The following is a 21,560-nucleotide window of genomic DNA, read 5'->3' on the forward strand; positions in this document are numbered from 1 at the left end:
AGCACGGCGCGGCGCGCGTTCGGGCCCTGCGCAGCCCACTCCGGAAAAGCGGCGGCGGCGCGGGCGGCGATCGCCGGAATGTCGCCAGCCTTCATCGCGGCGGCGCTCGAGGCAGGCTCACCGGTGATTGGGTTGGTGCGGGTAAATGTTTGCCCGTCCTGCGGCTGGCTGCCCATGTCCACTCGATCTCTCCCTTGTAAAATCCGGTGCGGCGCAACGCCGCGTTCGTTATCGGTCGTTTTGCAAATAATAGAATAGTGTGCTATCTGCCAGAACAAATTTGCATGACAAGAGGATCGAATGGCCAGTTATCCCGAACTTTGCATGATGATCGACGGCGAGGCGGTGGCCGGAGGCGGGCGGCGCACCTTTCCGGTGACGAATCCGGCCACCGGCGCTGTGATCGGGGCGCTTCCGCTTGCCGAAATCGGCGATCTGGACCGGGCTTTGGCGGCGGCGGAGCGCGGTTTCGCACACTGGCGCAAGGCGAGCGCGCAGACCCGTGCGGCGGTGCTCGAAGGGGCGGCTCGATTGCTCGAGGAACGCCGGGAAGAGATCGCGCGGATTGCAACGCTCGAACAGGGCAAGACGCTGGCCGAAACCCGCATCGAAGTGATGATGAACGTGAACCTGTTCCGCTTCTATGCCGGAGAGGTTCAGCGGCTCTATGGCCGGGTGCTGGTGCGCCCCGAAGGCCAGCGCGCCACCGTGGTGCACGAACCGGTCGGCCCGGTTGCCGCCTTTGCGCCGTGGAACTTTCCGCTTGGCAATCCGGGCCGCAAGCTGGCCGCGCCGATCGCGGCGGGTTGCTCGGTCATCCTCAAGGCGGCCGAGGAAACCCCGGCGTCGGCGCTGGCCGTGCTGCAATGCTTTTACGATGCCGGCCTGCCCGGCGACGTGGCGCAGGCCGTGTTCGGCGATCCCGCACAGGTTTCAAGCTACCTCCTGGCTTCACCAATCATCCGCAAGCTCAGCTTCACCGGCTCGACCGAGGTCGGCAAGGCGCTGATGAAGCTGGCCGCCGACGACCTCAAGCGCACGACGATGGAACTGGGCGGCCACGGCCCGTGCTGGTGTTCGACGATGTCGATGTGGATCGCGTGCTCGATGCGGTCGTGCCGCACAAGTTCCGCAATGCCGGGCAGGTCTGCGTCGCGCCAACCCGCTTCATCGTGCAGGCGGGCGTCTATGAGCAGCTCGCTGCCGGCTTCGCCCAGCGTGCCGCGGCCTTGCGGGTCGGCGACGGGCTGGCAGCGGAAACCCAGATGGGGCCGATGGCCAATGCCCGCCGCCCCGAAGCGATGGAGCGCCTGATCGGCGATGCCGTGCAGGCGGGCGCGACCCTGCGCTGCGGGGGCAAGCGGATCGGCAACCAGGGCTTCTTCTTTGCCCCGACCGTGTTGACCGACACGCCGCTTTCCGCCGCGATCATGAACGAGGAACCGTTCGGCCCGGTGGCCCTGATCAACAGCTATGCGAGCGACGACGACATGGTACGCGAAGCTAACCGCCTGCCATACGGCCTGGCCGCCTATTGCTGGACCAACGATGCCCGGCGTCAGAAGCTGATTCCGCCGCGCATCGAGGCCGGGATGCTGGCGCTCAACACCACGACGATCGGCGGTGCCGACGCACCCTTCGGCGGGGTCAAATGGTCAGGTCATGGGCACGAAGACGGTCCCGAAGGGCTGGCCGCATGCTTTGTCACCAAGACAATCCACGAAGGCTGAGCAAAGCCGCTCACCCCGGGCGTGCAAACCGCTGGCGCAGCGCGGCAAACAGACCGCCGCTGCGCAGCAGGGCCAGCTGCCCGGCGGTGTGCACGTCGGCACGGGCGTCATAGCGATCGACACGGCCATGGGCGGCGCGGTGGATTTCGATCGTCAGGCTCCGGTCTTGCGGCGAAAGCCCGCCCACCCCGCGTACCGTGATCCGATCTTCGGCGACGGGCGGCACGCAAGTGCCATCGACCAGGATTGGCAGAACACCGAGAGCGACCAGGTTGGCGCGGTGGATCCGCTCGAAGCTACGGGCAATCACCGCGCGCACGCCCAGCAGCGCCGTGCCCTTGGCGGCCCAGTCGCGCGCCGAGCCTGTGCCATAGTTCTCGCCCGCGAAGATCACGACCGGCACGTCCTTGGCGGCAAATTCCGCTGCGGCGTCGAATACCGAAGTCACCTTGCCCTGCGGGTCCACCGCCAGGTTGCCGGGGCGGCCAACCAGCCGGTTTTCGAGCCGGGCATTGTCGAAGGTTCCACGCAGCATGACATCGTGGTTTGCCCGGCGGTCGCCATAGCCGCCAAGCCGGTCCTCCGCCTCGCCCGCGGTGCACAGATGGATTGCGGCCGGCGAACCCGGGCGGATCGCACCGATCGGGGAGATGTGATCGGTGGTGAAGTTGTCGCCCAGCACGAGGAGCGCCCGCGCCTCCGCGATGTCGCTGTCATGCGCGCAGGCGGGCCGCGCGAAGAACTGTGGCTGGCGAATGAAGGTCGAGGCGGGATCCCAGGCAAAGCGGGACTGTGCCTGCGCAGGCAGCTTGCGCCAGGCGGCGGTATGATCCGCAGCCTCCACGCCTTGGGCTGAGGCGGACGATGCCGCCTGCGCCATGGCCTCGGCAATTTCGGCTTCGCTCGGCCAGAGCTGGCTCAGGGTAACCGGGTCGCCAGCGGGCGTGAAGCCGATCGGTTCGCTGTCGAGATTTGTCTGCAGGTTGCCCGCCAGTGCCGCCGCAACCACCAGCGGCGGCGAGGCCAGGTAATTGGCCTGGACTGCCGCATGGATGCGGTTCTCGAAGTTGCGGTTGCCCGAAAGCACGGCGACGAGGAGCTTGGCGGGATTGCCGCCCGCCTCCACCAGTTCCGGTTTCAGCGCGCCCGAATTGCCGACGCAAGTGGTGCAGCCAAAGCCGACCACGTTGAAGCCGAGTTGGTCGAGAAAGGGTTGCAAGCCTGCTTGCTGAAGCAGCGCGGCGATCCGGCGCGAACCGGGGGCCAGCGATGTCTTGACCCAGGCCGGAACTTGCAGGCCCAGTTGCACGGCCTTGCGCGCAAGCAGGCCGGCGGCGATCATCAGTTCGGGGTTGGCGGTATTGGTGCAACTGGTGATCGCGGCAATCGCGATCGCGCCGTCGCCCGGTTCCCCTGGCGCGGGCCGAGCCATCGCCGGGAAAGCCGCGCGCAGGCTTTCGGGCACAGCCGACAGCGGGTGAAGCTGCTGGGGGCGGGCCGGGCCGGCCATCACCGCCTCGACGCCATCGAGCGCGAATTCGAGCGAGCGCGAATAGACCCGCGGCTCTGTATCGCCACGCCACAGTCCCGTGGCCTTGGCATAGCCGCGATAGGCCGCGATATCTTCCGCAGAGCGCCCCATTGCGGCAAGGTAGTCCAGCGTCGTCTCGTCGACCGGGAAGAGCCCGGCGGTCGCGCCGTATTCCGGGCACATATTGGCGATTGCGGCGCGGTCGGGCAGGGTCAGTTCGTCAAGCCCCGGACCGGTGAATTCGGCGATCACATCGACCAAGCCGGCCTTGCGCAAGGCGGCGGTCATGGCCAGGGCAATGTCGGTGGCGGTTACCCCCGGGCGCCGCCTTCCGGTGATCCGGACTTCGGCGACGCGGGGCAGCATGATCGGCACCGCCGAGCCGAGCGCGGCCAGCTCGGCCTCGATCCCGCCGACCCCCCATCCCAGTACGCCCAGCGCATTGACCATAGTGGTGTGGCTGTCGGTGCCGATCACGGTCTCGGCCATGACGGTGCCCGAACCTTCCGGCGCGGCAATCGTCCCGCGCGTCAGCCGCTCAAGGTTGACCTGGTGGCAAATGCCTTCGCCGGGCGGGACTATGCGCAGCCGCGCGAAGGCGTGCTCGGCCCATTTGAAGAACCGGTAGCGCTCGTCGTTGCGGTCATATTCCAACGCCAGGTTGCGCGTAGCGGCATCGGCGGTTCCGCTGAAGTCGACACGCAGCGAGTGGTCGATCACCAGATCGATCGGGATCGCCGCATCGACCGCTTCGGGGTGGTGACCCTGGTCGGCGGCGAAATCCCGCAGCGCCGCCAGATCAGCCAGCGCCGCGACGCCGGCGGTATCCTGCATCAGAATCCGGCCCGGACGAAAGGGCAGCTCGGCATCGGCATGGCCGTGTTCCAGCCATGCCTCGAACCGCGCGATCAGCGCATCGGGCTCCGGCTCGTGCGCCAGGATGTTTTCGAGCAGGATCACGAGCGAGCGCGGCAAGCGCTTCAGTGCTTTGTGCCGCCGACTGCCGAGCCGGGCAAGCGGGGTCCGGGTTGCGTCCATGGGCATTGCCGGTCAGCTGGCGGACAGCGTGCGGCGCATTGCCTTGAGGCTCCCGCCGGTCTTGACCTTGCCGGGCAGCGGGTGCCCGACGATGCGTTCGGCCAGGCGGGCGCATTCGGCCAGGGCTTCGAGGTCGACCCCGGTTTCGATCCCCATCTCCTCGCACATCAGCACGAAATCTTCGGTGCAGATATTGCCTGCCGCTCCGGCATGGGCCGCGAAGGGGCAGCCGCCGAGCCCGGCGACCGCGGCATCGAAGTGCGTGACGCCCATCTGCAGCCCGGCATAGGCATTGGCCAGCCCCAGCCCGCGCGTATCGTGAAGGTGCAGCGACAGTTCGACATCGGGGTTCGCATCGCGGACCATCCCCACCACCCGCCGGATGCTTTCGGGATTGGCCCAGGCCATCGTATCGCCCAGCCCGATCAGCGAGAGGTCCTCACCGGCCTCGCGGGCGATCTGGCGCATTTCGGCGACAAGTTCGACCACCCGGCTGGGGGCAATGTCGCCTTCGAAGTTGCAACCGAAAGCGGCTGTGACGAAGCCGGTCCGCACCGCGATGCCGTGCGACTGGTACATGCGCAGCAGTTCCGGCTGGGCGGCCAGCTGCTGCTCGCGCGTGCGGTTCTGGTTGCGCTTGAGGAATGCGTCCGAGGCGTAAAGCGTTAGCTTGCCTTCAAGATATAGCCGCCCGGTCGCGATCGCGCGCAGCAGGCCCTGCTGGTTTAGCCACAGCCCGGCATAGCGCACCCCGGGGCGCAGGGTCATGCCCGCAACCACGGCTTCGGCGTCGGCCATCCCGGGAACCTTCTGCGGGTTCACGAAGGAGGTGACCTGAATATAGTCGAGCCCGGTATCGGACAGCGCATCGACCAGCGCGATCTTGTCCGCGGTCGGGATCGCGCCGCGCTCGATCTGGAAGCCTTCACGCGGGCCTTCTTCCTTGATCGTTACTCGGGCGGGCAGGTCGCTCATTTCGGCTCTTCCTTGTTGGACATTTGCTGCACTTGATAAATTGAATTGACAACCTGAAGCGGCGTTCTGCTAAATAGAACGAAGTTTGGGCGATTGCAGGGGCCGATATAAGTATGAATTCCAAAGCTGGCGTTGCCGCCGTCGACCGCGCGTTCGATATCCTGCACGCCTTCACAAGCGCCCGTCCGGTCCTGTCGCTGGCCGAAATTTCGCGCATTACCGGGCTCTACAAGAGCACGATCCTGCGGCTCATGGGCTCGCTCGAAAAGTACGGCTTCGTCTGGCAGCGCAGCGATGGCAACTACCAGCTTGGCGCGGGGCTGCTCAGCCTCAGCGGGGTATTCCAGGATTCCTTCGACCTGCGCCAGTTCGTCATGCCGGTGCTGGAAGAACTGGTCGTTCAGACCAGCGAGGGCGCATCGTTCTTTATCCGCGATGGCCAGGATCAGGTCTGCCTGTTCCGCGTCGAGGGGCGTCACGTGGTGCGCGATCACAGCATCCAGCAGGGTGACCGGCGGCCGCTCAACGCGAGCGCGGCCTCGACCATCCTGCATTCCTACGGTGAAGTGCTGCCGGGGCCGCTGCGGCCCGAGGATGCCTGCATCGTTTCGATCGGCACGGTCAATCCGGAGATGGCGGCGATCGGGGTTCCGGTCTTCGGCGCGGGTCACAAGGTCGTTGGCGCGATCACGCTGTCCGGTCCGTCGGCGCGGTTCGTGCCCGACTATGTCGAGCGCCTGCGTGAAGTGGCGGTGGCAGGCTGCGTCAAGCTTTCGATCAGCCTTGGCGATGCGCCCGACAATTTCCGCCTGGTGCGCCAGTCCACCTGACGGCGGCACGCATGTGGGCGTGAGCGCGGGCCCGGCGCGGGCCGGGGCGATCAAATCGCCCCCTTGGCCTTGAGCGCCTCGAGGCTCGCGGCATCCTTCCCAAGCGCGCCGAAGATTTCGGCATTGTCGGCCCCCAGCAGTGGCGGCGCGGTGCGGGCATCGGGCTGACTGTCGCCAAAGCTGAAGCCGGCGCGCACGACCTTGACCGTTTCGAGCCCCGGCTGGCCGACGGGCAGTTCCTGGATCAGGCCCCGCGCACTGATCTGCGGATGGGCCAGTACTTCGGGCACCGAGAGGATGCGCCCGGCCGGAACGCCGTGGGCATTGAGCAGTTCTTCCCATTCGATCGCCGGGCGGGCGAGCAGGGCGGCATTGATTTCCGCATTGATCGCAGCGCGGTTGGCCTTGCGGGCCTCGCGCTCGGCAAAGCGCGGGTCGGACATCAGTTCGGGGCGGCCGAGCAGTTCGCAGAGCTTTTCGAACTGCTCCTGCTTGTTCGCCGCGATGTTGATCTGCCCATCGGCGCAAGTGAACGCGCCGGACGGCGCCGCCGTGGTGTTCTGGTTGCCGATCGGCTTTGCCTCGACCCCGGCGATGAGATAGTTCGACACGGCCCAGCCCATCGCCGAAATCGTCGCGTCGAGCATCGAGAGGTCGATAAAGGCCCCCTCGCCGGTCTTGGCCCGCCCCAGCAGGGCGCTGACAATCGCAAAGGCCGCGCCCATCCCGCCAAGCGTATCGCATAGCGGATAGCCGACCCTGAGCGGCGCCGACTGGGCATCGCCAGTGATGCTCATCACCCCTGACATGCCCTGCACAATTTGATCGTAGGCGGGGTTGGCACTGAGCGGTCCGGCCTGCCCGAAGCCCGAGATCGCGCAGTAGACAATCGCCGGATTGATCGCGCGCACCGCTTCGTAACCGAAGCCCAGACGGTCCATCACGCCGGGCCGGAAATTCTCGATCAGCACGTCGGCGGTCGCCACCAGTTCGGCAAACAGTGCTTTGCCATCGGGGTGCTTGAGGTCGATCGTCACCGACTTCTTGCCCGCGTTCTGCGCCAGGAACGAGGTTCCCATCATCGCCTTGTTGAGTTCGCTCGAAGCGCCGAGCTTGCGCGCGAGATCGCCTTCGCGCGGATTCTCGACCTTGATCACCTCGGCCCCGAGCAGGGCCATCTGGTAAGCGGCATAGGGGCCGGACAGCACATTGGTCAGGTCCAGCACGCGGATGCCGGCCAGCTGCTGCGCGGGCTTCGGCCCGGTCCCCTGATTGCCGCCCATGATCAGATCTCGGTCGTCAGCACATCGTAGCGATAGAGCCAGTCATAGCGATCGTGGATCGGATCGCGGCTCCATTCGCTTTCCATGTACTTTACCGCGCCTTCCTCGGTCGCCAGCGCGGATTCGTGAAAGCGGGCGGTGTTTTCCTTGGCTCCGCGGACCATCTTGCTGGTCCGTTCGACGCGCGCATCTTCGTACTTCTTGAGCGCTTCGACCGGATCGGAATACTTGTCGAGGCAGCGGCCAAGGATGACCCCGTCCTCGATCGACATGACCGCGCCCTGGGCCAGGAAGGGCAGAGTGGCATGGGCCGCATCGCCAAGCAGCGAGGCTTGGCCGAGCGACCACTGCTGGCGCGGCGGGCGTTCCATGAAAGCCCACTTGAGCACCTTGGGCGCGGCGCGGATCAAGGTCTGCACGTCTTCGTGCCAGCCTGCGAAATCGCGCGCGCATTCCTCGATGTCGCCTTCGACGTTCCAGGATTCGACCTTCCAGTCATCGCGTTCGATCGTGCCGATCATGTTCATCAGCTTGCCGCCGCGCAGCGGGTAATTGACGAGATGACCGCCCGGACCGATCCAGGTCCAGCCGACCATGCCGTGCATGCGTTCGGGCAGACGCTCCATGGGGATGACGGCGCGCCAGGCAATCATCCCGGTAAAGTTGGTTTCATCGTCACCGAACAGCGACTTGCGCACCACCGACTTGACCCCGTCCGCGCCGATCAGGATGTCGCCTTCAACGCTGGTGCCATTATCGAAATGCAGCACTGCGCCGCCATCGGTCACCGCGGCATCGCTGACCTTCGCGCCGAGCTTGATCGCGTCGGGATTGATCGCCTTGACCGCATCGACCAGCGTCTGCAGCAGGTCCGGGCGATAGACCGTGAGATAGGGATAGCCGTATTTCTCGATCGCGATGTTGCCGAGGTCGAACATCGGCCAGGCGCGCCCGGTGTTCCAAAGGCGAAACTCCTTGCGGCGCGGTGCGCAGGATGCGGCCTTGAGCGTTTCGAACACGCCGAGCGCGTCGAGCGCGCGCGATCCGTTCGGGCTGATCTGGACGCCCGCGCCGACTTCGCCAAGTTCGATGGCCTGTTCATAGACCGAGACGTCGTAGCCGCGGCGCAGGAGCGACAAGGTCGCGGCCATCCCGCCAATGCCGCCCCCGGCGATGATGATCTTAGGCGATTTGCTCATGTTACGCTCCAAACCAGAATTTCATGCGACCGCGCGGCACTGCGCGATCAGGACTTTTGCTGTCTCAACCAGCCGAAGGCTTCGAGAACGGGGGCATCGGAAACCTCGAGGATTACCGCGCTCTCGTCGGCAAGGTGGCGGAAGGGACGCCAGGCTGGCACGGCAATCGTGTCGCCAAAGCCCCACGTATGGCTTTCGCCATCGATCTCGCTGCACCCGCTGCCGCGCACGACCGCGAAGATGCTGTTGGCTGTGGTGCGCTGCAGTTCCGTCGCCGCGCCGGCCGGAATCCGGTGCATGCTGAGGGCGATCGAGGATAGCTGCGCCGGTCCGAGCTTGACTGATACCGCCTGGTTGGCGCCTGTTCGGGCCTGCTGAGCATCAAGCTGCGCGCAGGTGTCTTCCCAGCGGAAGGCGATCGGCGCGGTCTCGACGCTGGACGGGTTGGCCTCGATCCCGTCGGGATGCGGTTCGTAGAACATCGGCTCGAGCAGGTGGACCAGCGGCACGTCGAGGAAGTCCATCCAGTAACAGTCTTCCGTGCCGCCATTGGCGTGCGAGTGCCAGGCCATGCTGGGGGTCAGCAGGACGTCGCCCGGCCGCATTTCGACCTGGGTTCCATCGACGACGGTATAGGTCCCGCGGCCTTCAAGGATCAGGCGCAGCGCATTCGGCGTATGGCGGTGCGAGCGCGCCACTTCGCCGGGGCGGATCATCTGGTAGGCGGCAACGATCGTGCGCACCGTGGAATAGATGTTGCCTTCCACCGGGTTGAACATCGTCAGGTTGCGACGTTCGGCCTGGGTCGTGTCGACCAGCTGCCCGGCCCGGTCGAGGATCGGCTTGACCTGCGCATAGTGCCACACATGCGGCAGGAAATTGCGGCGCGGTTCGGGCCACAGCGCGGGGAAGCGGCGATGCCAGCCACCTTCCATGTTGAGGTTCGCGAAATCCGCGTAGAGCTGTTCAAGGCTGTCCTGATCGGCCATCGCGCCCTCAGTTTTGCTTGATGATCGGGGGGACATAGGGCTGGGCGAAAACCTCGGTCGCGCCCTGGTTGCCCTGGACGACCGGCACGCGCATTTCCCCGATGCCGTCGATGGTGATCCGGATCGTGTCGCCGGCAACGACCGGGCCAACGCCTTCGGGCGTGCCGGTGGCGATGATATCGCCCGGATAGAGCGTCATCACCGCCGAGGCGGTTTCGATCATTCCGGGAATATCGAGCACCAGGTCGCGCGTGTTGGCGGACTGGCGCAGTTCGTCGTTGACCCACAGCTTCATGTCGAGCGCGGTGGGATCGGTCAGTTCGTCGGCAGTCACGATCCAGGGGCCGGTCGGGCAGAACGTGTCGTAGGCCTTGCGGAACACCCGTTCCTCGCGGCCGCGCACCACCATGTCGAGCAGGCAGACGTAGCCGAACACCGCCTCGCGCCAGTTCTCGCGCGAGAGGCCGCGCACCTGCTTGCCGATGACGATGCCCAGCTCGCTTTCGTGGTGCACTTCGCGGCCCGGCACCTGCGGCAGTTCGACCGCGTCGCCGGGACCCGATACCGACGAGCTGGGCTTGAGGAAGAAGCCCTGGTTGGTCGCGCGGTAGTTGGCCTGCATTTCGCGGCCATGGGCGTGGTAGTTCACCGGGTAGGCGATGACCTTGTTGGGCCAGGGCACCGGCGCTTCAAGTCTGGCCTGGGCCAGCGCGATCTTCGGGGCGCTCGCCAGTCCGGCTTCGATCCGCGGACGCAGCGCCGCAAAGTCGCGGATCAGGCGCAGCGGGCCAACAGCCGGCCACTCTTCGGGGTCGACGCCGCAAATCGCGGTGACGTCGGCAATTTCATCGCCAAGACAGACGCCAATCCTGCCACCATTGAAGCGTGCGAGCCGCATAACCTTGCCTTTGTTCTGTTGATCGGAACAGTGTTCTCTTTTTAACAGAGAGGTTCACCGCGATCAATGTGATTCGAATGGAATTTTCTGGATCGTCGGGTTGCCGGGGCATGGGGCGCACGGCGGTTGCGGCGCGCGGTGTCCAGCTTGCTTGAAGTAGACCGAAACCGGCGGAGGAGGGCGGGATCGCGCGGACCCCGCCCCTTTCCCTCGCTTAGAAGCCGACCCGGACGCGCAGGCCGTAGGTGCGCGGCGCGCCGATGTCGCGACCGACGTAGTTGGCGATGAAGGGATACTGCTGGCCACCGGTGTAGACCGCAGTATCGCCGATGTTGCGAATGAACGCCTGAATGGTCAGGCCGTCATCAGCCGACTTGTAGGTGATGCTTGCATTGTAGACCTGATAGGCGCCGGTGCGGTCGTTGGGCACGAAGGCCGCTTCGATCCAGCGCGAGGACGAGAAGGTCATGTCCCCGCCAACGTCGATGCTGGCGCCGTTCGCCAGTTCAAAGCTGTGGGTATAGCTTACCGAACCGGACCAGGTCGGCGTGCGCGCCATCTGGAAGCCGTTGCAGTTCACCAGCCACAACCCGGTCGCCGCCGTGCCGCCGGGGATCGCCGAGACCGGGCAGCCCGTGGTGGTTGCCGGGCTCGCCGCCTTGTAGGTCTTGTACTGGAATTCCTGGTACTTGGCGTCGGTATATTCGCCCGAAACAGTCAGCGTGTCGCTGCGGGTCGGACGCAGCGTCACGTCGACCGAGACGCCCTTGCTGCGGGCCGAACCGGCGTTGAGCAGTGCCTGGACCTGCGCGCCGCTGCGGTCGAGGGTCGAGAAGTTCTCCTGGTGGTTCTTGTAATCGATCCAGAAGAATTCCGCGTTGAGCTGCAACACGTTGCCGAAGAAGCGGTTCTTCGAACCGATCGTGTAGGCGGTCAGGTCTTCGGGCAGGTAGGGCGGCAGGTTGGCGTTGACCTGGCCACCCGACTTGAAGCCGCTCGCGACGTTGGCGAACAGGAGGTTCTGCGGGCCGAGGTCGAATTCGAAGCCGACCTTGTAGTTGACCTTGTTGGCCGTGTAATCGCCGCTGACGTGGGGCAGGATGCAGCTGCCCAAGGGGCCAGTGCCGGTGCCCGAAGTGCAGCCCAGCGATCCCTTGATCGCATAGCGATCGGCTTCGACCGACTTCGTTTCATGGGTGTAGCGCAGCCCGCCCGTGAGGCGCAGCGCATCGGTGACCGAGTAGGTCAGCTGACCGAACGCCGCCACGCCCTTGTTGTTGAGCTTGGCGAGGAAGTTCGTGTCGGACACGAAGCCGAGACGAACCGAGTTGTTGCTGTTCTGGTCTTCATTGAAGAAGTAACCGCCCAGCACCCAGGTCAGCTTGTCGCTCTGATTGGCCAGGCGCAGTTCGAGAGACTGGGTGTCCGAGGTCGAAGGTGCGCCGGTGAAGTAGTCGACGGTTTCAAAGTTGAGCGTGGGGATCGACTTGGTCGAATTGACCACGCGCTGGTAAGCCGGGATGAAAGTCAGCGTGGCCGGGCCAAGATCCCAGTCGACATGCGCATAGACGCCCCAGACGTCCAGGTCCTGGCGCACGGTCTGGGTGTCGATGTGATAGACCCCCGGAGGCGCGACCAGTGCCGAGATGTAGGTGTTGAGGCTGTCGTTGATCGAGGTCCAGGGATCTGACGGCACGATCGGGGTCGCGCCCTTCAGGACGGCGGCGGTCGGCTGGTAGACCACCTGCCCGTGGCCGCGGCCACCCAGGTGCTGGTAATTGCCGGCAAGGCGGACAGTCAGGTTGTCGGTCGGTTCCGCCTTGAATTGGACGCGGACCGAGATGTGCTTGTCATCGTCGGTGCCGTCCGAGATGTAGCCCGAACGGCTGACACCCTGGAACGAAACGCGCAGGGCGGAGTGCTCGCCGGTCGCCAGGTTGATCGCGCCTTCGGCCGAGTAGCCGTCGTAGTTCTGGACCGTCCCCATCAGGTAGCCGGACGTTTCGCCCAGCTTGGGCTGCACCGGAATAATGTTCAGCGCGCCGCCGGTGGCGTTGCGGCCATAGAGCGTCCCCTGCGGGCCCTTGAGCACTTCGATGCGCTCAAGGTCGAAGAAGGTGTTGGCGACGTACTGGGTGCGCGAGGCGAAGACGCCGTCATAGTTCTGCGCAACCGCGGCGTTGCTGTAGGACGTGGTCGAAAAGTCGCCCGCGCCGCGGATGTAGATCTGCAGCGCGCTGCCGCCCTGGGTGATCTGCACGCCCGGCGATACCCGCGCGATGTCGGTGGCCTGGGTCACGCCGGAGGAAACCAGCTTGTCGGCTGACAGGACTTCCAGCGAGACGGCCGCCTTCTGCGAGCTTTCCTGGCGGAACTGCGCGGTAACGACGATTTCGTCGCCTTCTTCGGCAGCGCCATCCGTGCTGGCGGCAGCTTCGGCGCCGTCAACGCCGGTTGCGGCGTGCGCGACGCCGGGCAGCAGGGCGCAAGCCGCCGTGCCAATCATGAACGAAGTGAAGCAATTGCGAAGACGCATCTAACCCTCCCCATAAAATCCGATTCGGCCCGCTGTCCACGCCGGAAAACTTGGCAGAACAGCGACCGTTCTTTCTAATAGAACATCGTTCTTATATTTGAACGAGTGTTTTGTGTCAACCGCCGTCGCGAATGCGTCGCAAGTGCCTCGCGGAGATCGCGAATTTTGCCCTGATTTACGTGAGTTCGAAGCCGCGAGGACCCGGCGGGGCCGTGATTACCGGGCGCGGCGTGAAGCCAGTTCCGATTGCTCCCGACGTCCGGGGGCTGGACTCTCTGCGTTTCTTCAGATAGAACGATATTCTGTTTTACTGCCAGGCCTCGCCATCCAGAGCAATTGGGGGCAGTGCTGGCGCAAGGGAGACAAGAGGATGACGACATTTCCTGAAGTGCCCGCCTTCACCGGCTTCAACACCCCTTCACGGGTCGAAGCCGACGTGCAGGACCTTAACGTGGTTGGCACGATTCCGCCGGAAATGGACGGCACCTTCTTCCGCGTGCAGCCCGAGCATCAGTTCCCCCCCAAGCTGGGCGATGACATCGCTTTCAACGGCGACGGGATGATTTCGATGTTCCGGTTCAAGAACGGCAAGGTCGACTACAAGCAGCGCTGGGCACACACCGACAAGTGGAAGCTTGAAAACGCTGCGGGCCGCGCATTGTTCGGTGCCTATCGCAACCCGCTGACCGATGACGAGGAAGTGAAGGGCAAGATTCGCGGTACGGCCAATACCAATGCCTTCGTCCACGGCGGCAAGCTTTATGCGTTGAAGGAAGATTCGCCGGCGCTGGTGATGGATCCGATCACGCTCGAGACTCAGGGCTACACCGATTTCGACGGCAAGATGACCGGCGAGACCTTTTCGGCCCATCCCAAGACCGACCCGGTGACCGGCAACCTGTGCAGCTTCGGCTATGCCTCGAAGGGCATCCTAACCCGCGACATGACTTATTACGAGATCAGCCCGGAAGGCGAGCTGCTCTACGATGTGTGGTTCGAAGTGCCCTATTACGCGATGATGCACGACTTCGCGATCACGGCCGACTATGCGCTGTTCTCGGTCATGCCGATGACGAGCAGCTGGGAACGGCTTGAAGCCGGCAAGCCGCATTTCGGGTTCGACACCTCGCTGCCCAGCTATCTTGCCGTGATGCCGCGCAAGCCCGGGACGACCGCGGCCGACATCCGCTGGTACAAGGGCGACACCTGCTTTGCCGGCCATGTGATGAACGCCTGGCAGGAAGGCACCAAGATCTTCCTCGATATGCCGGTGGCCAAGAACAACATGATGCCGTTCTTCCCCGACATCAACGATGCGCCCTTCGATCCGGTAGCCGGCAGCACGTTCCTGACCCGCTGGACGGTCGACCTCAGCCAGAACGAGGAAACCTACCAGACCCAGCGCCTGTCGGACATGATCGGCGAGTTCCCGCGCCTTGACGACCGCATGACCGGCAAGAAGTACCGCTATGGCTGGATGGTCGTGATCGACCCGAGCCAGCCGGTCGAACTCAAGGGCGGCAGTGCCGGCGGCTGGGTGATGAACACGCTCGGCATGGTCGATCTGGAAACCGGTACCGAGCAGAAGTGGTGGTGCGGCCCGACCTCGAGCATCCAGGAGCCGTGCTTCGTCCCGCGTTCGCCCGATGCGGCGGAAGGCGATGGCTGGATCGTGATGGTCTGCAATCGGCTCGAAACGCGCAGCAGCGATCTGCTGGTTTTCGATGCGACGCAGATCGCCAAGGGCCCGATCGCCACGATCAACATTCCGGTTCGCCTGCGCTTCGGCCTGCATGGCAACTGGGCGGACGCTGCGAGCCTTCGCTCGCTCGAACTGGCCGCCTGAGGCCGGGCGGCATTGCCCGCGGTTTCCGATTGGGGCGGCGGCCGGATCTTCCGGTTGCCGCCCGTTTCGTATGATTGCCGCGCACGGCGCGCGGCGTCTGAGCAGGATTAGCGATTCACGCTTCGGTCGCGATGCCCCGGGCGACCTGCCGCGCGAGGATACGGGCGGCCTCGGCCCAATCGAGCCTGGCAATGTCAAAGCCCATCACGCCGGCCAGTCGGGCGGCATGGGCCTGGGGATAGATGTAGACACCCAGCACCACGTTCATCGCGAGAAAGAAGCGCGTCTCGTCAAGGCGCGGCAGGGCGCGCCGCATCAGTGCGATCAGGCGCTGGCGAACCGGTTCGACCATTTCGCGCGTAATGCCCCGCGCCTCGTCGGACGGATCGAGCAGTGCCAGGCAATAGACCCGATGGCTCTTTTCGTGGGTCTGGCGGCCGATCGCCGAGCCGAAGAACGCCTCGGTGACCGCCTCGACGGTGATCTCCCCGCTCGCCTCGATGGCATCGAAGCCTTCGTGCTGGGCCAAATGGATCGATTTGAAATGGCGGTCAAACACCTCTTCGAAGAGGTGCTGCTTGCTGTCCCAATTGCGGCTCAGCGAAGCGATGCTGGTACCGGCCTGGGCGGCAATCGCGCGGATGGTACAGCCGTCATAGCCCTTGGCGATGAACTGGTCCTCGGCCGCGGCGATGAAGCGCTCGCGGCTTGACCGGTCAGGTTCCTCGGCCTTCTTCGGACGACCCAAGGGGAGAACTCCTCAACAGTGCAGCGCGGTTCCGCCGTATCGCCCGTCAAGGTAGATCAGCGGGTCGATTTCGTCACCCAGGTTAACCTCTTCCACCAGCCCCTGGACCACCATGTGGCTACCGAACTGGTCCGCATGGCCGACCGTGCAGACCACCGTGGCAAGGGCGCCGTTCAGCCTGGGAATCCCGTCCTTTGCCATGTCCCACGAGAGCACGGAGAAGCGCTCGGTCACCGGCGCCGCAACGAAGGCCTGGCACTGCTCGCTTTGCTGCCGATCGAGAATATTGACTGCAAACCGGCCTTGTTTGAGCAAGGGTTCGCACAGCGAGGCATTGCGATTGATCGCCAGCAGCATCGACGGCGGATCCATGCTCAGCGACATGAAGGCCGTCATCGCGATGCCAAAGGGCATGCCATCGGCACCCTTGGTCGTGACCAGCGCGACACCGCTCGCCAGGCGCCGCATTGCTCCACGGAACCGCTGTTCAATTGCGCTGTCATCCATGACGATGCCCTTTCACTATCGGGCCGATCCAGCCGGGGAAGGGAGAGGACTTCCCCGGCTGGAGGTTAGCCGACGCGGCGCGCCGGCTGGCTTGGCCCGGTAATGCTCAACCCGGAATGATGCCGGACTTCTGCATGAATTCCTGCACCTGGTTCCATTCGCCATCGCGCTGCGCGATCATGTGATCGCCGATGCGGGCACGGCCCTGACTGGTGAGGTAGAACATTTCGTAGAGCTCGACGCGGCTGCCCAGCGCCGAACCGGCGAAGTCCCACGCCATGCGCATGATCCGCGCGCGCTCCTCGGCCGCCATGCCGTTCGAACCGGGCAGGTACTTGCGCAGCAGGTCGCCGATTTCCGGATTTTCGAACAACGCCAGCGAAGGCGTGCACAGCAGGTTGTGCGAACCGATCGTCCGGATGATCTCGTTCACGCGCGACATCCAGCCGGGCATCACGCAGCGCAGGATCGACAGGTCGCGGTGCGGGAAGAACGCCCCCGCGCCCCAATCGTGCGCATTGGCCTCGGCCGCCGCGATGATCGAGCGCGTCATCGACAGGTAGCTGTAGATTTCGCCCAGCTGCACCGCCACGTCCGGCGCGTGCAGGCTGTTGGTGACCTTGGCGATGTTGCTGCACAGGTCATAGGCGAATTCGAGCTTCACCATCGCGCGGATCGCGGTCTGCTGCAGCGTGTTGCCAGGCGAAACGCCGGCGTTCAGGTTGTTGTAGACCTTGAGGTCGCCTTCGCAGAACAGGCGTTCATAGGGCACTTCGACATCGTCGAAGATCACGAACGAATCCTGCTCGTCGAAGCGCGAGGAGAACGGCGCGTCGGCGACGCTGGCATTGACGCCATAATGATCGCGGCAGATCTGGATCACACCCTTGGTCTTGACCGGGATCGAAAAGATCAGCGCGTATTCCTCGGCACCCGAGGGGATCGGCGCGGACGAATAGACATAGAGTTCGTCGGCGATCGGGCCGAGCGTCGCGAGCACCTTGCCGCCGCGGACGATCACGCCGTTTTCGTTGCGGCCGACCACGCGCAGGGTGAGGTCCGAATTCATCCCGGCCAGCGGCGGCGCGCCCTTGTCGATGTTGGCGTGCACAATCGTATGGGTCATCGCGAGGTCGCCGTCGATCACCTCGCGGTGAAACTTCTTGAGCCGTTCATAGCCTTCCGGCTTGCCCTGGGCCCAGATGTCGGCGCGGGCGGTGTGGCCCGACAGCACGACGTTCACATAGTCGGGCGTGCGGCCCAGCATGCCGTTCGAATAGCGGGCGAGCCGTTCAAGCCCGCGATGGCGAATCGCCAGGTCTTCGGCGTTCTTCGGCAGCATCAGGCTGACGTTCATCTTCTCGCCGCTGCGTTCGGGATCGTCGATCAGGCACTCGTCGGCATATTCGTGCTGCCAGTCAAAATAGCCTGCCATGCCGTCGACCGAACCGGCCAGAACCGGACTTTCCGTAACGGAAACCTTGCCTTCGCCAAGCCAGATCTGGCGTTCGTCCTTCAGGCCCTCTTTGTACTGCGCTCCGGTCCGTGCGGTCATGGTGATTTCTCCCAAATGAAAACGCGTGTATTCACGATGAGTCGCCAATGCCAAATTGAAGACCATTCTGTCAATCGGAACTTTGTTCCATTATATGCCGGTCCGAATCGAAGGCCAGTCATGGCCAGTCAGAAGGGCGGCGCCCGTCAAACGGCGTCCGGATAAGAGGGAGCCTGATATGCAAGTGGAGACCGCACGGATCGCGCCGGTCCAACCCGACCCGGATAAGCTTGAGCGGGCGCGGCTGCGCCTTGCCGCCGAGCTTGGTCCCGAAGCCTTCAGGCAGAACCAGACTGGCCTGGCCGAATTCCGGGACCCGTTCGAAGGCCCCGGCGCCACGCGGCATCAGCCCTCGTTTGTGGTCCAGCCAGGCAGCGTGTCGGAAGTGCAGGCCGCCGTGCGAATCGCGGCAGAGGCCGGGGTGCATATCTGGACCAGTTCGATGGGGCGCAATTTCGGCTATGGCGGATCGGCCCCCGCGGTGAACGGTGGGGTGGTGCTCAATCTGCGCCGCATGAACCGCGTGCTCGATATCGATGTGCCGAACGCCTGCGTGCGAATCGAACCCGGGGTGACCTTCCAGCAGCTTTATGACGAACTGCAGGCTCAGGATGCACCGCTGATGATGTCGGTTCCCGATCTTGGCTGGGGCAGCATGACCGGCAACGCGCTTGAGCACGGGTATGGCTACAATGTCATGGGCGATCACGGCTCGGCCGTGTGCGGGCTCGAAGTTGTCCTGGCCGATGGCCAGCTGGTCCGCACCGGACAAGGCGCCATCACCGGCAGTCCGCTGTGGAGCTGTCATCGCCGGGGCTTCGGCCCATCGATCGACGAACTGTTCAAGCAGTCGAACCTCGGGATCGTCACCCAGCTCGGGGTCTGGCTGATGCCGCGTCCCGAAATGTTCGCGACCGGGACGATCCAGTGCGAAGGCGATGAAGACATCGTGCCGCTGCTCGAAATGCTGCGCGGCCTGCTGCTGGATGGCGTGCTCCAGGGCATCCCGATGATTGTCAGCAATCCCGCCTCGCATGGCGGCGGCGATGAAGGACGCGGCGGCTTTACCGCCGACAAGCTGCGCCAGGTCCTGCGCCCCGGGCGCTGGAACGTGCGGATCGGGCTGTATGGCCATGCGGCGATGGTTGCCGCGCGCCGCAAGATCCTGGAACAGCGCGTCGGCGCGATCCCCGGCGCGGTGCTGGAACTGCGCGAATATCCGGGCGACGCCACGCGCGAAATGGTCGAGCCGCGCGACCTGATCGCCGCCGGCATCCCCAACATGGTCTTGCAGGACCGGCTCAAGGGCGTGTTCGGCGATACGCTGGGACATATGGATTTCTCGCCCGTGCTGCCCGCCACCGGCGAGGCCGCGCTGCGCGCCGAAGCCGCCGTTCGCGACAAGCTGCAGCAGTATGGGCTGATCGGCCCGTTCGGCCTCCTGCTGACCGGGCGCAGCATGGTCAGCGCCAGCATGGTGCTGTTCGACGCGTCCGACGCGGCACATGTCGGTGCGGCCAAGCAAGCCGTGAGCGAGCTTTATGACACGGCGGCAAGCTGGGGCTGCACGGCCTATCGGGCGCATGTGTCACTGGTCGATCAGGTTGCAGCCAAGCAGGACTTCAACGATCACGCTCTTGCCTCTGTCTATGCCCGGCTCAAGGATGCGCTGGATCCGGCAGGCCTGCTCTCGCCGGGTAACCACGGCATCTGGCCGGGAGGCGGCATGGCCCGAAACTGAAGGCAGGATTTGACTTGCGAACGGGTTTCATTAAAATAAGAATGCTGTTCTGTTAAACAGAACAAAACAACATGAAGAAGCGTCGCCCCCGCCAGGCTCATCTGCAGCGGGGGCCGGGAGAAAGTGAAAATCATGGCTACCGGAAGTCGAATCGGGATCGAGCAGGTCCGCCGTTATGCGCGGATGAACCTTGTCGTTGGCTTCCTGGTCTGGGGCATCGCGCTGGCGGGAATCTCCATGATGATGCCGGTGATGTACAATTCCGTGGCCAAGGACATGAACTGGACCGTTGCGGAAACGACCAGCTTCATGGCGATCAAGTCGGGCGTTTCGGCGGTCGGCGGGCTGTTTGCCGGCGCGCTGATCGTGCGCTTCGGCATGCGCCGGGTGTTTCTGCCCTCGATGGTGACGATCGGCCTGTCCACGGCGCTGCTCTATTTCGTGCGCTCGCTGCCGACCTATTACCTGCTTGCCGCAACTTCGGGCTTCGCTTCGATCCTCGCGCTGGTGGCAATTCAGGTGACGATGGCGCGCTGGTATGCCGCCAGCCTTGGCCGAATGACCGGCATTGCAATGCTTGGCGGTGCAGTTGCCGGCTTTATCGTGCCGATGGCGACCACGGTTGGGGTCGCCCGGTTCGGCTGGCACGTCACCGCCGGCATCGCCGGCCTGTTCGTGCTGTTCGTGGTAACCGTCGCGATTTCATTCCTGATCCATGAATCGCCCGAAACCTATGGCTACACCGCGCTGGAGCTTGATCCTCCGGCCGCTGCCACCGGGGCCCAGGCGGAGCGTCCGGCCATCGGTCCGGGGCCGGAATTCAAGGACATTCTGCGCAGTTCAGGCTTCTGGCTGCTGATCATGGCCGCCGCGATGTCGGGCGTGATCAGCAACAGCATCAACGAATACATCCCGCTGTTCATCGAACGGCACACCGACCTGGGCGCCTATGTCGCCGCGCTTGGCTTTACGATCGTGATTGTCATTTCGGGGGTCGGCAAGATCCTGTTCGGCTGGGTGTTCGACCGCTTGTCGACCCGTGGGGTGGCGCTGTGCTGGGCGCTGTGCGGCGTCGCCGCGCTGCTGACCTTCCCCCTGTCGGGGCCGATCACGTTCGTCCTGTTCACCGTCACGCGCGGGCTTTCGCATGGCGGCGTGGTGGTTCAGGCACCGATCCTCGCGCGCCACATTTATGGCACTCGCACGCTACCCCAGGTGATTTCATTGCTGGGTGCCGCGTTCCACCTTGGTGCATCGGCGGGCATCGCGGCGATCGGGTTCGGCGTCGACGCGACGGGCGGCTTTGCCATTCCCTTCACTGTCGTCACCGTCATCGCCTTTGTTGCGGCCGCGCTCGCGCTCAAGTTCGTGCCGACCTATTGGCCGGGCCACACCCCGCGGGCCAGCTAAGTGCATGATACGGCCCATCTCCTCATCCTGGCCGGCGCGAGCTTCGTCGAGGCGTTCATCAGTGCGTGCTTTTCGGTAGGGGGCGGCTATGTGCTGTTTGGCGCCACCACCTGGATTTTGCCGCTGCCCAGCGCGATCGCGCTTCAATCGGTCTTCTCCATGGGGTCGCTGCTCTCGCGCACCCATGCCTTCTGGGCGGAGATCGAATGGCCGATAGTGCGCACCTTCACCGCCGGATCGCTGATCGGCGTGACGATCGGGATGTGGGCGTTCAGCCACATTTCGACCGGAGCCCTGGCCGTGCTGCTGGCCGCCTTGCTATGGCTGCTGGCCTGGGCTCCGCCGCTGCGCGCTCCGCTTTCGGTCGGCAAATCATTCTTTGCGGTCGGCATTCTCCATGCGGGTCTGGGGGCCTTGTTCGGGCTCGGCGCGATCCTCCAGCCGGCGCTCCTGCGCACTGCGCTGGCACGCACCGCAATCGTCGGCACTTTCGCGGCCTGCATCATCGTGCTCGAAGTGCTGCGGACCGGCGGCTATGCCGCGAATGGGTTTTCCTATCTGCGCTATTGGCCGGAAATCGCCGTCGCGACGGTCACCGGCCTCGCTGGGACCTATTCCGGCAAGCGCGTCCCTCCCCCGATTTCCGAGCCCGCCTTCCGCTTGGCGATGCGGATCTTCGTGACGCTGCTGGGCGCCGACATTCTTTATCGCGGAGTGGCGCCGTGGCTCGTCTGATATTCGTCC

At 64.6% G+C, this 21,560-nt stretch carries 16 protein-coding genes and 1 pseudogene; 6 read left to right on the plus strand and 11 right to left on the minus strand.

The annotated features are described in order from the left end of the window. Positions 1–176 (minus strand): aldehyde dehydrogenase family protein (locus tag ACE3SN_RS00005; protein WP_374526788.1); only part of this gene is annotated, 176 nt, incomplete at its 3' end. Positions 177–300: 124 nt separating this feature from the next. Between ACE3SN_RS00005 and ACE3SN_RS00010 the strand changes: the two are divergent. Next, a pseudogene (locus tag ACE3SN_RS00010) lies at positions 301–1,730 on the plus strand (NAD-dependent succinate-semialdehyde dehydrogenase). A gap of 10 nt (positions 1,731–1,740) precedes the next feature. Here ACE3SN_RS00010 and acnA read toward each other — a convergent pair. Both acnA and ACE3SN_RS00020 read right to left on the minus strand, forming a co-directional pair. Further along, a complete protein-coding gene (acnA, locus tag ACE3SN_RS00015; protein ID WP_374526678.1) occupies positions 1,741–4,299 on the minus strand; it encodes an aconitate hydratase AcnA in 2,559 nt (852 codons plus the stop codon). A 12-nt stretch (positions 4,300–4,311) separates the two neighbouring features. Further along, positions 4,312–5,274, minus strand: coding sequence for a hydroxymethylglutaryl-CoA lyase (locus ACE3SN_RS00020; protein WP_374526679.1), 963 nt, complete (start codon positions 5,272–5,274; stop codon positions 4,312–4,314). Positions 5,275–5,387: 113 nt separating this feature from the next. Here ACE3SN_RS00020 and ACE3SN_RS00025 point away from each other — a divergent pair, with 113 nt between their 5' ends. After that, complete coding sequence (locus ACE3SN_RS00025; protein WP_374526680.1) at positions 5,388–6,104, plus strand: IclR family transcriptional regulator; 717 nt, start codon at positions 5,388–5,390, stop codon at positions 6,102–6,104. A gap of 50 nt (positions 6,105–6,154) precedes the next feature. On the opposite strand, the gene ACE3SN_RS00030 is transcribed toward ACE3SN_RS00025, so the two are convergent. The 5 genes from ACE3SN_RS00030 to ACE3SN_RS00050 form a co-directional block, all read right to left on the minus strand. Further along, positions 6,155–7,387, minus strand: coding sequence for a CaiB/BaiF CoA transferase family protein (locus tag ACE3SN_RS00030; protein ID WP_374526681.1), 1,233 nt, complete (start codon positions 7,385–7,387; stop codon positions 6,155–6,157). Positions 7,388–7,389: 2 nt separating this feature from the next. Then, positions 7,390–8,586: an FAD-dependent monooxygenase gene (locus tag ACE3SN_RS00035; RefSeq protein WP_374526682.1), complete on the minus strand. Its 1,197-nt coding sequence runs from the start codon at positions 8,584–8,586 to the stop codon at positions 7,390–7,392. Positions 8,587–8,633: 47 nt separating this feature from the next. Next, positions 8,634–9,575 carry a cupin domain-containing protein gene (locus ACE3SN_RS00040; RefSeq protein ID WP_374526683.1) on the minus strand — a complete coding sequence of 314 codons (942 nt, stop codon included), beginning with the start codon at positions 9,573–9,575 and terminating at the stop codon, positions 8,634–8,636. 7 nt (positions 9,576–9,582) lie between these two features. After that, positions 9,583–10,473, minus strand: a complete 891-nt coding sequence (locus ACE3SN_RS00045) for a fumarylacetoacetate hydrolase family protein (RefSeq protein WP_374526684.1) — start codon at positions 10,471–10,473, stop codon at positions 9,583–9,585. 214 nt (positions 10,474–10,687) lie between these two features. Further along, positions 10,688–13,009 carry a TonB-dependent receptor gene (locus ACE3SN_RS00050; protein ID WP_374526685.1) on the minus strand — a complete coding sequence of 774 codons (2,322 nt, stop codon included), beginning with the start codon at positions 13,007–13,009 and terminating at the stop codon, positions 10,688–10,690. Positions 13,010–13,379: 370 nt separating this feature from the next. On the opposite strand from ACE3SN_RS00050, the gene ACE3SN_RS00055 reads away from it, so the two are divergent. Continuing rightward, complete coding sequence (locus ACE3SN_RS00055) at positions 13,380–14,855, plus strand: carotenoid oxygenase family protein (RefSeq protein WP_374526686.1); 1,476 nt, start codon at positions 13,380–13,382, stop codon at positions 14,853–14,855. Between the two features lie 115 nt (positions 14,856–14,970). On the opposite strand, the gene ACE3SN_RS00060 is transcribed toward ACE3SN_RS00055, so the two are convergent. The 3 genes from ACE3SN_RS00060 to ACE3SN_RS00070 form a co-directional block, all read right to left on the minus strand. Further along, on the minus strand, positions 14,971–15,603 hold the full coding sequence (locus tag ACE3SN_RS00060) for a TetR/AcrR family transcriptional regulator (protein WP_374526687.1): 633 nt from the start codon (positions 15,601–15,603) through the stop codon (positions 14,971–14,973). Between the two features lie 12 nt (positions 15,604–15,615). Then, positions 15,616–16,071 carry a flavin reductase family protein gene (locus ACE3SN_RS00065; protein ID WP_374526688.1) on the minus strand — a complete coding sequence of 152 codons (456 nt, stop codon included), beginning with the start codon at positions 16,069–16,071 and terminating at the stop codon, positions 15,616–15,618. A 145-nt stretch (positions 16,072–16,216) separates the two neighbouring features. Continuing rightward, positions 16,217–17,665 (minus strand): 4-hydroxyphenylacetate 3-hydroxylase N-terminal domain-containing protein, encoded by a 1,449-nt coding sequence (locus ACE3SN_RS00070; RefSeq protein WP_374526689.1) that lies wholly within the window; start codon positions 17,663–17,665, stop codon positions 16,217–16,219. A gap of 178 nt (positions 17,666–17,843) precedes the next feature. Here ACE3SN_RS00070 and ACE3SN_RS00075 point away from each other — a divergent pair, with 178 nt between their 5' ends. The 3 genes from ACE3SN_RS00075 to ACE3SN_RS00085 all read left to right on the plus strand — a co-directional run bounded on the left by ACE3SN_RS00075 (position 17,844) and on the right by ACE3SN_RS00085 (position 21,551). After that, entirely contained in the window at positions 17,844–19,406 is a 1,563-nt protein-coding gene (locus tag ACE3SN_RS00075) for an FAD-binding oxidoreductase (RefSeq protein ID WP_374526690.1), read from the plus strand. 132 nt (positions 19,407–19,538) lie between these two features. Next, the gene (locus tag ACE3SN_RS00080) at positions 19,539–20,816 is read left to right on the plus strand and encodes a nitrate/nitrite transporter (protein ID WP_374526691.1); all 1,278 of its coding nucleotides are present in this window, start codon (positions 19,539–19,541) and stop codon (positions 20,814–20,816) included. Beyond that, the gene (locus ACE3SN_RS00085; RefSeq protein WP_374526692.1) at positions 20,817–21,551 is read left to right on the plus strand and encodes a TSUP family transporter; all 735 of its coding nucleotides are present in this window, start codon (positions 20,817–20,819) and stop codon (positions 21,549–21,551) included. Positions 21,552–21,560 lie beyond the last annotated feature (9 nt).

The sequence above is a fragment of the Novosphingobium sp. genome (assembly GCF_041915465.1).
Taxonomy (GTDB): Bacteria; Pseudomonadota; Alphaproteobacteria; order Sphingomonadales; family Sphingomonadaceae; genus Novosphingobium.